Source organism: Pseudoxanthomonas sp., from assembly GCF_051953815.1.
Lineage (GTDB): Bacteria > Pseudomonadota > Gammaproteobacteria > Xanthomonadales > Xanthomonadaceae > Pseudoxanthomonas_A.
In genome coordinates this window covers 23242-36253 of record NZ_JBQCIJ010000051.1, presented here as the reverse complement: position 1 = coordinate 36253, position 13012 = coordinate 23242, and the positions used below count along the sequence as shown (strand labels likewise).

10 protein-coding genes are annotated in these 13012 nt (G+C 69.4%); 3 read left to right on the top strand and 7 right to left on the bottom strand.

Annotated elements, in window-relative coordinates:
• Nucleotides 1–103 precede the first annotated feature (103 nt).
• Nucleotides 104–1345: a phosphoglycerate dehydrogenase gene (gene serA, locus ACTHN1_RS16165; RefSeq protein WP_440471961.1), complete on the bottom strand. Its 1242-nt coding sequence runs from the start codon at nt 1343–1345 to the stop codon at nt 104–106.
• Nucleotides 1346–1535: 190 nt separating this feature from the next.
• On the opposite strand from serA, the gene ACTHN1_RS16160 reads away from it, so the two are divergent.
• From ACTHN1_RS16160 to ACTHN1_RS16150, 3 genes are all read left to right on the top strand, one after another.
• Entirely contained in the window at nt 1536–2924 is a 1389-nt protein-coding gene (locus tag ACTHN1_RS16160; RefSeq protein ID WP_440471960.1) for an FAD-binding oxidoreductase, read from the top strand.
• Between the two features lie 118 nt (nt 2925–3042).
• Nucleotides 3043–3342 (top strand): DUF2388 domain-containing protein, encoded by a 300-nt coding sequence (locus ACTHN1_RS16155; protein ID WP_440471959.1) that lies wholly within the window; start codon nt 3043–3045, stop codon nt 3340–3342.
• 47 nt (nt 3343–3389) lie between these two features.
• Nucleotides 3390–5240 carry a DUF7844 domain-containing protein gene (locus tag ACTHN1_RS16150; RefSeq protein ID WP_440471958.1) on the top strand — a complete coding sequence of 617 codons (1851 nt, stop codon included), beginning with the start codon at nt 3390–3392 and terminating at the stop codon, nt 5238–5240.
• A gap of 166 nt (nt 5241–5406) precedes the next feature.
• Here ACTHN1_RS16150 and yeiP read toward each other — a convergent pair whose 3' ends face one another.
• From yeiP to ACTHN1_RS16120, 6 genes are all read right to left on the bottom strand, one after another.
• Nucleotides 5407–5973: an elongation factor P-like protein YeiP gene (gene yeiP, locus ACTHN1_RS16145; RefSeq protein WP_440471957.1), complete on the bottom strand. Its 567-nt coding sequence runs from the start codon at nt 5971–5973 to the stop codon at nt 5407–5409.
• A 95-nt stretch (nt 5974–6068) separates the two neighbouring features.
• The gene (locus tag ACTHN1_RS16140; protein WP_440471956.1) at nt 6069–6839 is read right to left on the bottom strand and encodes an SDR family NAD(P)-dependent oxidoreductase; all 771 of its coding nucleotides are present in this window, start codon (nt 6837–6839) and stop codon (nt 6069–6071) included.
• A gap of 69 nt (nt 6840–6908) precedes the next feature.
• Nucleotides 6909–9506, bottom strand: a complete 2598-nt coding sequence (locus ACTHN1_RS16135) for a sensor domain-containing protein (RefSeq protein ID WP_440471955.1) — start codon at nt 9504–9506, stop codon at nt 6909–6911.
• Nucleotides 9503–10396: a hydroxymethylglutaryl-CoA lyase gene (locus ACTHN1_RS16130; protein WP_440471954.1), complete on the bottom strand. Its 894-nt coding sequence runs from the start codon at nt 10394–10396 to the stop codon at nt 9503–9505. The genes ACTHN1_RS16135 and ACTHN1_RS16130 overlap by 4 nt, the downstream gene beginning before the upstream one ends.
• Nucleotides 10393–11007, bottom strand: coding sequence for a hypothetical protein (locus ACTHN1_RS16125; RefSeq protein ID WP_440471953.1), 615 nt, complete (start codon nt 11005–11007; stop codon nt 10393–10395). The genes ACTHN1_RS16130 and ACTHN1_RS16125 overlap by 4 nt, the downstream gene beginning before the upstream one ends.
• Nucleotides 11004–12995 (bottom strand): ATP-binding protein, encoded by a 1992-nt coding sequence (locus ACTHN1_RS16120; protein WP_440471952.1) that lies wholly within the window; start codon nt 12993–12995, stop codon nt 11004–11006. The genes ACTHN1_RS16125 and ACTHN1_RS16120 overlap by 4 nt, the downstream gene beginning before the upstream one ends.
• Nucleotides 12996–13012 lie beyond the last annotated feature (17 nt).

Here is a 13012-nt window from a genome sequence, read left to right as displayed (position 1 = left end):
AAGAACGATATGGGCGGCCAGCGGCCGCTTCAGAGACGCTGCGGGCGGCCGGTGGCCGCTTCAAAAATGTTGCGGGCGGCCAGTGGCCGCCCGTGGAGTGAACTCAGTACAGGATGCGCGTCCGCAAGGTGCCGGGAATCGCCGACAGCGCATCCTTCAGCTCTTCGCTCTGCGCCTCGTTCGCGGTTACGTCGATCACCACGTAGCCGACCTTGGGATCGGTGCGCAGGAACTGGCCGTCGATGTTGACGTTGTGCTTGCTGAAGATCTCGTTGATCTGCGACAGCACGCCGGGCACGTTGCGATGGATGTGCAGGATGCGGCGGCTGCCGTCGTGGCCGGGCAGGGTGACCTCGGGAAAGTTCACCGCCGACAGGGTGGAGCCGTTGTCGCTGTAGCGGACCAGCTTGGCCGCCACTTCCACGCCGATGTTGTCCTGCGCCTCCAGCGTGCTGCCGCCGACATGCGGGGTCAGGATCACGTTGTCGATGCCGCGCAGCGGCGATTCGAAGGCCTCGGCATTGCCCTTGGGCTCGACCGGGAAGACGTCCACCGCCGCGCCGCCCACGGCGCCGGACTTCAGCGCGGCGGTCAGCGCGTCGATGTCGACCACGGTGCCGCGCGAGGCGTTGATCAGGTGCGCGCCGCGCTTCATCTTCGCGATCTGGGCGGCGCCGAACATGCCCTGGGTGGAAACCGTCTCCGGCACGTGCAGGGTCACCACGTCGCTGCGTTCCAGGAGATCGTTGAGGCTGCCGGCCGAACGCGCGTTGCCCAGCGACAGCTTGGTTTCGATGTCGTGGAAGATCACGTTCATGCCGATTGCCTCGGCCAGCACGCCGACCTGGGTGCCGATGTGGCCGTAGCCGATGATGCCCAGGGTCTTGCCGCGCGCCTCGTGGCTGCCGGCGGCCGACTTGGACCAACCGCCGCGATGGCATTCGGCGTTCTTCTGCGGGATGCCGCGCATCAGCATGATCGCCTGCGCGATGACCAGTTCGGCCACGCTGCGGGTGTTGGAGTACGGCGCGTTGAAGACCGGGATGCCGGCCAGTTCCGCCGCTTCCAGATCCACCTGGTTGGTGCCGATGCAGAAGCAGCCGACCGCGATCAGCCGGCGCGCCTGCGCCAGCACGTCCGCGGTCAGATGGGTGCGCGAGCGGATGCCGATGATGTGCGCTTCGGCGATGCGGCGCTTGAGTTCCTCTTCCGGCAGCGACTTGTCATGGAAATCGATCTGGGTGTAACCGGCGGCGCGGAAGGTTTCCACCGCGGTCTGGCTCACTCCCTCCAGCAACAGCACGCGGATGTCCTGCTTCGGATAGGAGGTCTTCTTGGTCGACATTGCGGGCGCGGCGGAATGAGGAGGGAAGGGCTTTCCACTATGCCAGAAGCGGGCTTCGTTTGCTGCATTGCCACATGCCGCGGGAGGCTGGACCGCAAATGGTTTCGAGTGCAACCAGGCCGCTGTCTGGACGCGCCGCAGCATCGCTGGCACGCTGGCGCTCCCCCGAGCCGTCCATTCCTCCCGACCGATGACCGATCCGCGTTTGCAGGCGCTGCAGCAGGCCGTGCCGGAGTTGCGCCTGACCACCGAAGCCGCCGAGCTGGAACACTACGGGCGTGACTGGACGCGCCGCTGGACCCCGGCGCCGCTGGCGGTCGCGCTGCCGGCCACGGTGGAAGAGGTGCAGGCGATCGTGCGTTGGGCCAACCAGCACGGCGTGGCGGTGGTGCCTTCCGGCGGCCGCACCGGCCTGTCCGGCGGCGCGGTCGCGGCCAACGGCGAACTGGTGCTGAGCCTGGCGCGGATGAACAAGGTGCTGGCCTTCGACGCGGTCGACCGGACCCTCACCGTGCAGCCGGGCATCGCCCTGGAGGCCGCGCACAACGAAGCACGCGAGCATGGACTGGTCTATCCGGTGGATTTCGCCGCCCGTGGCTCCTGTTCGATCGGCGGCAACATCGCCACCAACGCCGGCGGCATCCGGGTGATCCGCTACGGCAACACCCGCGAGTGGATCGCCGGCCTGAAGCTGGTGACCGGCAGCGGCGACCTGCTGGACCTCAACCGCGGGCTGATCAAGAACTCCAGCGGTTACGACCTGCGGCAACTGGTGATCGGTTCGGAAGGCACCCTGGGCATCGTGGTGGAAGCCACCCTGCGCCTGACCGATCCGCCGCCGCCGACCAACGTCATGCTGTTGGCGCTGCCGTCGTTCGAAGTGCTGATGCGGGTGTTCGCCGAATTCCGCGCACGCCTGCAACTGGAGGCGTTCGAGTTCTTCACCGATCTCGCGCTCAGGCACGTGCTGGCGCATGGCGCGCAGGCGCCGTTCGCGGACGTCCATCCGTACTACGTGGTCACCGAGTTCGCGGTGGGGGACGAGGCCAGGGAAGCGGCCGCGATGGCCGCGTTCGAGGCCTGCCTGGAGCAGGGCTGGGTCAGCGACGGCGTGATCAGCCAGAGCGATGCCCAGGCCGCCCAGCTGTGGCGGTTGCGGGAAGGCATCACCGAGGCGCTGGCGCGCTACAAGCCGTACAAGAACGACGTGTCGGTGCGGATTTCGGCGATGCCGGCGTTCCTGGCCGAGACCCAGGCGCTGCTGGGCGAGGCGTATCCGGATTTCGAGGTGGTGTGGTTCGGCCATATCGGCGACGGCAATCTGCACATCAACGTGCTCACGCCCGAAGGCCTGGACGATGCGGAGTTCGTCCGCCAGTGCGAACACGTCACCAAGCTGCTGTCGGCCTCGCTGCAGCGGCATGGCGGCAGCATCTCCGCTGAACACGGCATCGGCCTGGTCAAGAAACCCTATCTGGACAGCACCCGTTCGGCGGCGGAGATCGCGGTGATGCGCGGCATCAAGCGGGTACTGGACCCGAACGGACTGATGAATCCGGGCAAGCTGCTGGACGCCTGACCGGCGGCTTACGCGGGCGGCAGGCCTTAAGCCGGCCGCGGGCGATTGCGGTTAGTCTTGGCGCGCCGTGCGAGTCACGGCGCCCTGTCATCCAGTCCACCCGAGAGACGGAATGTCCATGTCCCGATTGCTTGTCGCCAGCGCGCTGCTGGTCCTTTCGATTCCCGCTTTCGCCGGCAGTTTCGCCGGCACCTCCGCGGGTGCTTCCTCGGCCGGTTCCTCCGCCTCCTCCGGCAGTTCCTCCGGCGACGACAAGGTGGTGCTGCAGGCCCGCGACGACGCGGCCAGCTTCGTCGCCAGCGAAGGCCGCATCCGCGGCGCGCGCCTGGAGGCCGCGCTGCGCCATCTGCGCGAACGCGACGCCGACGCGCGCGAGGCCAGCGACATGGCCCTGGCGCGAGCCATCCTGGCGCTGTGAACCCCGACCGCCGGAACCCGCGCCGCGCCGGCGCGGGAGTCCGGGTGATGGCCGCGCTGGCGCTGTTCGCGGGCGTGACCGGCGCAGCGGCGGCCGCACCGCGCCTGCGACTGGACGAGGCCGGTCTGGCGGCGAAGGAAATCGCCGCATCCCATGAATTTTTCAGCGCCGCCGAGGCGCGCCTGACGCCGGCCATGCGTCAACGACTCGCCGGCGACATCACCGTGCGCTGGAGCGCGACGCTTGACGAACGGGTGCACGGAAGGGCGCGGCGCGACGGCGTGCTGCTGCTCAATCGCCGCCTGCTGCCGGACCTGCTGGCGGCGCCCGATGCCGCCGGGCGCACGACGGCGTTGACCGCCTTGCTTCACGAACTCGCGCATCTGCTGGATCGCGCGACGGCCGGTGGACCGATGTCGCGGGATCCGCGCCTGCTGGATCTGGCGGGCTGGCAGGTCCGCGCCACGCCGGGCCTGACCCTGCTGATGGGACGCGTGCGCGGGAACCGTTTCCGCGAGCGCGGACCGGATCCCTACGAACTGCACAACCCGCGCGAGTACGTGGCGGTCAACCTGGAGCGCTACCTGCTGGATGCGGACTACGCCTGCCGGCGACCGGCGCTGTACCGCTACTTCGCGCAGCGCTGGGGCCCCTCGCCGGTGGCGGACGCGTCCGGATGCGCCGTCGGTTTCGCCTATGTGGACGCCGGCGACGTCGGTGTCGGCGCGGACGCGGCGATGGCGACGGGAGGGCGCCTGGGCACGCTGGATCCGGAACGGATCTACCAGGTGGACTATCTGCTGGCCGAAGGCAACGACGCGATGATGAGCCGCTGGGGCCACAGCATGCTGCGGCTGGTGATCTGCGCTCCCGGCCGGCCGCTAGGCCCGGATTGCCGGCTGGATCTGGAATACCACCGGGTGCTGTCGTTCCGCGCGTTCGTCGGCGATCTTCAGATTTCCAGCTGGCGCGGACTGACCGGCCGCTATCCCTCGCGCCTGTTCGTGCTGCCGCTGGACCAGGTGATCGACGAATACACCAAGGTCGAACTGCGTGGACTGCGGTCGTTGCCGCTGCGCCTGGAGCGCGCGGAGATCGCGTCGCTGGTGGAGCGGGCGGCGCAGCTGCACTGGAGCTACGACGGCCGCTATTTCTTCCTGGGCAACAACTGCGCGGTGGAGACCTACAAGCTGCTGCGCGACGGCGTGCCGCGGTTGCGCGCGGTGGATCTGGGAGGCATTACCCCGACCGGACTGTCGCGTCGCCTGCAACGCGCCGGCATCGCCGATGGCGGGGTGCTGGCCGATCCGGTGCGCGCGCTCCGCGAGGGCTATCGCTTCGATTCGCTGCGCGAGCGTTTCCAGACCCTGTTCGAGGTCGCCCGCGCGCAGACGGGATTGCCGCAGCGCAGGGTCGAGGATTGGCTGGACGCCTCGCCGCAACAGCGACGGCCCTGGCTGGAGCGCGCGGACCTGAAGGCCGCGGCGGCGCTGCTGGTGCTGGAACAGGCGGCGCGCCGCCAGCAGCAACTGCGCGTGCGCGATGCGTTCAAGCGCCGTTACCTGCGATCGGATGATCCGGCCGGCGACCTGCACGAAGCCGCCGGCACGCTCCAGACACTGTTGCGGGAGACCTCGTGGATGAGTCGTCCGGCGGACCTGCTGGCCGGCACCGGTTATGGCCTGCCGCAGGCGGATGAAAGGAAGGCACTGGAGGCGGGCGGCGACGCGCGCCGGGAACGGCTGCGGGCGCTGGAACAGCGTCTGGATCACCAGGTCCGCGCGCTGCTCAGCCCGGCGCAGGCGCGGGATCTGGAGGCCGTGGACGCCAACATCGCGTGGCTGGGCGCGCACCTGCGCGCGCTCCATCGCGACGAGGGCGGCCTGCGGTTGAACTGACGCTCAGGCGTTTTCGTCGAGCCGGCGGATCATCAGCCGGCGCGGACGCGCGTCATGGACGCCGCGCGGCGGGGCGTAGGCGGGGCGCAGGCGGGGGAGGGGCACTTCCGGAAAAACAAAAAGGGCGGACCCGCGCGGGCCCGCCCTCCGTGGAAACGCCGTCGAATCAGTCGGCGCGGCCGCCGAACTCGCCGGTGGTGGTGTTCACCAGGATGCGTTCGCCGTTGACGATGTACTCGGGCACCATGATTTCGATGCCGGTGTTCAGCTTGGCCGGCTTCGGACGCTTGGTGGCGGTGCCGCCCTTCAGTTCGGGTGGGGTGTCGATCACTTCTAGGGTCACGTGTTGCGGCAGCTGCAGCGCAACCGGCAGTTCGTCGATCACCTGCACATAGCAGCCGCTCAGGCCTTCGGTGATGTAGCCGGCATCGTCGCCCAGCACATCGGCGTCGAGGGTGTACGGGGTGTAGTCCTCGTCGTCGAGGAACACGAAGGCCTCGCCGTCCTTGTACGAGAACGTCGCCTGGCGGCGCAGCAGCTCCACTTCGGTCAGGTTGTCGTCGGCGTCGAAGCTGGCGTCCAGCTTGTTGCCGCCCGGCACGCTGTACATGGTGAAGCGGAAGCGCACGTTGCCGCCGCGGCCCTGCGGCGAGCTGCGGTCGATGTCGCGGATCTGGTACACGCCGCCGTTGTGTTCTACGACGTTTCCTTTCTTGATGTCGAAAGCTTTCATGGGATTGTGGATTCGGGATTGGGAATTCGGGAAAAGGCGGAAGGGGTTTCGGGGGACTGACGCTGCGGATCTCCAGTCCTGAATCCGGTCTCCGCTTACTTGGGCGCCAGCCGGACGGCGCCGTCCAGGCGGATGGTTTCGCCGTTGAGGTAGGTGTTGCCCAGGATGTAGGCGACCAGGTCGGCGAACTCGTCGGGCTTGCCCAGGCGCGAGGGGAACGGGATCGAGGCGCTCAGCGACTGCTGCACCGCCTCGGGCATGCCGTCGACCATCGGCGTCCAGAAGATGCCCGGCGCGATGGTCATCACCCGGATGCCGAAGCGCGAGAGTTCGCGCGCCATCGGCAGGGTCATGCCGACCACGCCGCCCTTGGAGGCGGAGTAGGCGGCCTGGCCGATCTGGCCTTCGTAGGCGGCCACGCTGGCGGTATTGATGATCACGCCGCGCTCGCCGTCGGTGCCGGCATCGTTGTGCTGCATCAGGTTGGCGGCGGCCTTGGCGACGTTGAAGCTGCCGACCAGGTTGACCATCACCGTGGTCTGGAAGGTCGACAGCGGCATCGGCGCTTCCTTGCCCAGCACGCGGCCGGCGCCGAGGATGCCGGCGCAGTTGATGGCGGCGTTCAGCCCGCCGAGGAAATCGCGGGCGGCGGCGATGTTCGCGGCCACGCCGGCTTCGTCGGTGACGTCGGTGCGGAAGTAGCGGGCGTTGGCTTCGCCCAGCGTCGCCACCGCGGCCGCGCCCTTGTCGTCGTTGACGTCGAACAGCGCGACCTTGCCGCCCTGGGCGACCAGATGCTGGGCCACGGCGAAGCCGAGGCCGGAAACACCGCCAGTGATGACGGCGCGGGTAGCGGACAGTTGCATGCAGGAAACCCGGAACGGAAAGGGCCGCATTTTACGCGAACGGCCCGCCGCCCCGGCAGCCGGGCGCGCTCAGCCGTTGGAAGCGCGCTCCAGCGGCAGGTCCAGGCGGCGGGCGAACTCGTCCGGCGACAGCCCCGGGGCGAACAGGAAACCCTGGCCCACCGGCACGCCCAGTTGCAGCAGGAACTGGCGCTGGGCCTCGGATTCCACGCCCTCGGCGACCAGCCCCAGCCCCAGGCTGCGGGCGATGGCGGAGACCGCCTGGCATACCGCCACGTCGGAACGGTTCTGCGGCACGCCTTCGGTGAACAGCTGGCTGAGTTTCAGGCCGTGGATGGGCAGGCGGCGCAGGTAGTTGAGCGCGCTGTAGCCCTCGCCGAAATCGTCGATGGTCAGGACCACGCCCAAGGCCTTCAGTCCGGCGAAGGTGCGCAGGGTGGAAGGCGCATCCTCGATCAGCACGCGCTCGGTGAATTCCAGTTCCAGCGCCGAGCCCGGCAACTGGTAGTCCTCCAGCAGCCGGCGCACCTTCTCGGCCAGGTCCTCGCCGACGAACTGGCGATAGGAGACATTGACCGCCACCCGCACGATGCCCAGTCCCTGGTCGCGCCATTCGGCGACCTGGCGGCAGGCCTCGCGCAGCACCCAGCTGCCGATGTTGACGATGTCGCCGGTGGTCTCGGCGTGGCTGATGAACAGGTCCGGACGCAGTTCGCCGAGCTGGTGGTTCTGCCAGCGGATCAGCGCCTCGGCGGCGACGATGCGGCCCTGGCGCAGATCCACCTGCGGCTGGTAGACCAGCCGGAATTCCTGGTTGTCCACCGCGCGCCGCAGCTGGGTCTCGATCTGCAGGCGATCCTGCTGGCGCTGCGCCAGTTCCGGCGAGAACACCTGCCAGCCGTTGCGGGCGCGGTGCTTGCTGTCGTACATCGCGATGTCGGCGTTCTGGATCAGCTGCTGCGGACGCTGGCCGTCGCCGGGCGCGCGGGCGATGCCGATGCTGGCGGTGATGGAGAACTCGTCCTGGTCGAAACGGAAGGCTTCGGCGAAGGCGCCCAGGATCGCATCGGCCAGGCGTTCCGGGCGCGCCGGTTCCCCGCTGGCGTCGCATACCACCAGGAATTCGTCGCCGCCGAAACGCGCGATCATGCCGTCCTCGCCGACCGCGTCGCGGATGCGGTTGGCCGCCTGCACCAGCAGTTCGTCGCCGGCGTTGTGGCCGAGCACATCGTTGATCATCTTGAAGCGATCCAGATCGATGTACAGCACCGCCGCCTGCGGATGCGCGGGATCGGCCAGGCGTTCGGCGATCTCGGTCAGCACGGCGTCGCGGTTCATCAGTCCGGTCAGCGGATCGGTGCGGGCCTGGATGCGCAGGGTCTCCTCGGCCTGCTTGTCGGTGGAGATGTCCTGCAGGGTGCCGGTGATGCGCGAATTGCCGGGATCGCCGGGCTCGGCGTCGCCGATCACCCGGATCCAGAACGGCTGGCCGTCCTGGCGCCGGCCCTGCAGTTCCAGATCGAAGCCGGCGCCGCCGGTGGACACCCGTTCCACCGCGCAACGCAGTCGCCGCCGATCCGGTTCGCGCAGGCAGGCCAGCAGCGCGTCGAGCGTGTCGGGCGGCAGGGCGGCGCCGAGGATGCGGATGGCTTCCTCGGTCAGGTACATGCGATCGCGGGCGATGTCCCATTCCCAGCCGCCGATATGGGCGAGCGACTGGGCGCGATCGAACAGCGCGCTGTCGCGCTTGAGTTCGGTCACGTCGCTGAAGAGCGAGGTGACCTGGGCGGGACGGTTGCCGCCGGGCAGGAACTGCGGCACCGAGGTGACCGTCAGCCAGATCATCTGCCGGCGCTGGCGGTGGTACATCCCCAGCAGCGCGCTCTCCACCACGTGCCCGGAATCCAGTGCGCGCTGCGCGGGCAGTTCGTCGCGGCGCAGCTCGCGCCCGTCCGCGCCGACCACGCGCCAGTGCTCCATCCGCATCTCGTCGCCGGCGCGCTGATCCTCGCGGATGCCGAAGATCCGCATGGCCGCGCCGTTGCAGTAGTGGATGTCGAGGTCGTGGCCCTGCACCACGATGCCCTTGTCGATGGTTTCCATCAGCTCGCGGTAGCGCATTTCCGCTTCCCGGCGGGTGCTGATGTCGCGCGCCACCGCCACGATGCACTTGCGTCCGTCGAAGGTGATGTTGGCCGAATGCACCTCGACCGGGAAGCGGCTGCCGTCGCCGCGCATGTTGGTGACCTCGATGACGTAGGTGTCACCGCGGTTGAGCGTCTCCCACACCGGGACCAGATGATCGCGCGGCAGATCCGGGTTGAGGACGTTGATGTTCTTGCCGACGATCTGCTCGCGCGGGCGGCGGTAGGCCCGCATGCCGGCGCGGTTGAGATCCATCACCGTGCCGTCCTCGGCGATGATGCTGACCGGATCCGGCACGGCGTCGAACAGGTTGCGGTAGCGCTGGCGCTCGGCTTCGGCCTGGGCCCGGGCGGCCAGCAGCGCCTCGTGGGCACGCGCCAGCAGGTCGCGGATGTCCGCCGGCAGCGCCGGATCGGCGGCGGCCCGCTGCAGGGACGGGAGGGAGTCGTCGGTATCCGACGCGCCGGGGACGACCGCCGCGCTGGCGGAATCGCCCGGATCCGGTGCGCCGGGGGTATTCATGTCGCCGCCATCGCCTTGCCGGCCTTGCTGCCGGTTTCGCGACCGAGCAGGGCGGCCAGCCAGCGGCCGGTTTCGCTAAGGCGTTCCAGATCGACGCCGGTGGCGATGCCCATGCCATGCAGCATGTAGACCACGTCCTCGCTGGCGACATTGCCGCTGGCGCCCTTGGCGTAGGGGCAGCCGCCGGTGCCGGAGACCGCCGCGTCGACCACCCGCACGCCTTCCTCCAGGCAGGCCAGGATGTTGGCCAGCGCCTGCCCGTAGGTGTCGTGGAAATGCACCGCGAGGGAAGACAGCGGGACCACGCTGGCCACCGCCTGCAGCATCGCGCGGGCCTTCAGCGGCGTGCCGACGCCGATGGTGTCGCCCAGCGAAATCTCGTAGCAGCCCAGCTCGTACAGGCGGCCGGCGACCTTGACCACGTCGGCCACCGGCACGTCGCCCTGGTACGGGCATCCCAGCACGGTGGAAACGTAACCCCGCACCCGCACGCCGTCGGCGGTGGCGCGGGCCAGCACCGGGCGGAAGCGCTCGATCGATTCGTCGATGCCGGCGTTGATGTTCTTGCGATTGAACGCCTCGGAGGCGGCGGTGAACACCGCGATTTCCTCCACGCCGACCGCACGCGCGCGGTCGTAGCCGGTCTCGTTGGGCACCAGCACCGGATAGGCGACGCCGGGTTCGCGATGGATGCCGGTGAACACCTCGGCCGCGTCGGCCAGCTGCGGCACCCAGCGCGGGCTGACGAAACTGGTGGCCTCGATGGTGCGCAGGCCGGTGCGCGACAGGCGATCGATCAGGGCGATCTTGTCGGCGGTGGCGATCACCGCCTTCTCGTTCTGCAGGCCGTCGCGCGGACCGACCTCGACGATGCGGACGAAATCGGTCATGGCGTCGCCTCCGTGCCGGCACGGCGCAGGCGCGGATTGCGCGACGCCGGATCGAACGGGTCGAACAGGCCGGGATCGGTGGCGAGCCGCCTGCGCAACGCCTCGGCGTCGCCTTCCACCACATAGACCATGGTGTCGGCTTCGCGCACGCTGCGATCTCCCTGCTGGATGCTTTCCAGCGCGCGGCTGGCCTTGGGCAGGGCGACTTCCAGCACGTCGTCGGCGATGCGGTACTTGAGCAGGAGCACGCTGGTGGCGGGCAGCTTGCCCGGAGTGGCGGGTTTGGTGTCTTCGAACAGGTCGCGCATGTCGTCCTGGCTCAGGGCCAGGTAGCGCTGTCCGTCGAGTTCGAAGCCCAGGGCGCGGAACTTCGAGCGTGGCGGCTTGCCGTGTTCGACCAGCGACACCTGGCATTGCGCGTCGATCTCGGCGTAGTCGCCGGCGCCCAGCGGCATCTTCTCGGTGTCGGCGCCGGGCAGCGGCAGCCAGCGGCCGACCAGCGCCGGGTCGCAGGCCAGTTCCGCTGGCGGACGTTCGAACATCACGCACCCGGACACGACTGGCAGCAGCAGCGCCAGCAGCCAGGGCCGGAACGAACGGCGCCCCCTCATTCCAGCGTCACCAGGACGGCGTCGGCCTCGACGAAGTCGCCGGCGCTGGCGCGCAGTTCGCCAACCACGCCATCGCGCGGGGCTTTCAACGCCAGCTCCATCTTCATCGCTTCCATCACCAGCAATTCCTGGCCCGTGGTCACCGTGTCGCCGGCCTTGGCGCGGACCACCACCACGCGGCCCGGCATCGGCGCGCGCACGCGGTGGTCTCCCCCGGCATCGGCGGTCGCGGTCCTGCGATAGGCGGGCACCTGTTCCAGCACGGCCCGCTGCTGGCCGTCGTGGACGGTGATGCGCTCGCCCTCCCGCAGGATGCGGAAACGCCGTGCTTCGTTATCAATACGCAAACCGAGCAGGTCGCCGGTCAGGCGCGCGCCCTCGATCAGGTGGGTCTCGCCGTCCCGTTCAATCCGGTAACGCCCGTCCGCGCCCTGCGCCTTCAGGGCGAAGGTCTGCTCGCGGTGGATGAAACTTAACGGGCGGTGGCCGGCGTGGCCCAGCCGCCAGCCATCGGCGACGGCCCAGGGCGAGCCGGGATCGGTGGAGGCGCGCGCGTCGGCGGCGGCCTGCGCTTCCTGCGCCAGCAGGGTGGCGGTGGCCGCGGCCAGCAGGGTTGCGGGCGCGGGCGCGCCGCTGGCGACGAACTCGTCCAGGTGCCGGTCCAGGTAGCCGGTGTCGATGCGCCCCTCCAGCACCGCGGGATGCCGGGCCAGCCGTTCCAGGAACGCGATGTTCGATTTCGGCCCGATCACGTCGCACTGTTCGAGGGCGTCGCGCAGGCGCGCCAGCGCGGCGGGCCGGTCGCGGTCGTGGACGATCAGCTTGGCGATCATCGGATCGTAGAAGATGGTCACCGTGTCGCCCTCGACGACGCCCGAGTCCAGGCGCACGTGTTCGTCGCCGGCGGGCAGGCGCAGGCGCTCCAGCCGGCCCGAGCCCGGCAGGAAACCGGCTTCCGGGTCCTCCGCGTACAGGCGCACCTCGATGGCATGGCCGCGCTGCGGGATGGCGTCCTGCGCCAGCGGCAGCGGTTCGCCCGCGGCCACCCGCAGCTGCCATTCGACCAGGTCCAGGCCGGTGGTCATCTCGGTGACCGGATGCTCGACCTGCAGGCGGGTGTTGATCTCCATGAAGAAGAATTCGCCGTCCGGAGCGACGATGAACTCGACCGTGCCCGCGTTGACATAGTCGATCGCCTGCGCGGCCTGGATCGCGGCCTGGCCCATCGCCGCGCGCTGTGCCGGGGTCAGGAACGGGGAGGGCGCTTCCTCCAGCACCTTCTGGTAGCGGCGCTGCGCCGAACATTCGCGTTCGTTGAGGTGCACGGTGTGACCGTGGCGATCGGCGAACACCTGGATCTCGATGTGGCGCGGCGTGGACACGTAGCGCTCCAGCAGCACGCGGTCGCGGCCGAAGGCGTTGGCGGCCTCGCGCTGGCAGCTTTCCAGTTGGGCGATGAAATCGTCCAGCCGATGCACGATGCGCATGCCCTTGCCGCCACCGCCGTGCGCGGCCTTGATCATCAGCGGGAAACCGATGCGCGCGGCCTCGCGCGACAGCGTGTTGGGCGACTGATCCGCGCCGGTGTAGCCCGGCACCACCGGCACGCCGGCCGCGGCCATCAGTTCCTTGGCGCCGGCCTTGCTGCCCATCTTGCGCATCGACGCCGCGCCGGGGCCGATGAACACCAGTCCGGCCGCTTCCACCGCGTCGGCGAAATCGGCGTTTTCCGACAGGAAGCCGTAGCCGGGATGGATCGCCTGCGCACCGCTGCGGCGCGCGACCTCCAGGATGGCGTCGCCGCGCAGGTAGCTGTCGGCCGGGCGCGGTCCGCCGATCGGCCAGGCTTCGTCGGCCTGGCGCACGTGCTGGGCATCGGCGTCGGCTTCCGAATACACCGCGACGGTGCGGATGCCGAGGCGACGGCAGGTGCGGATCACGCGGCAGGCGATTTCGCCGCGGTTGGCGATGAGGACTTTGTCGAACATTGCGGTCGGGATTTCCG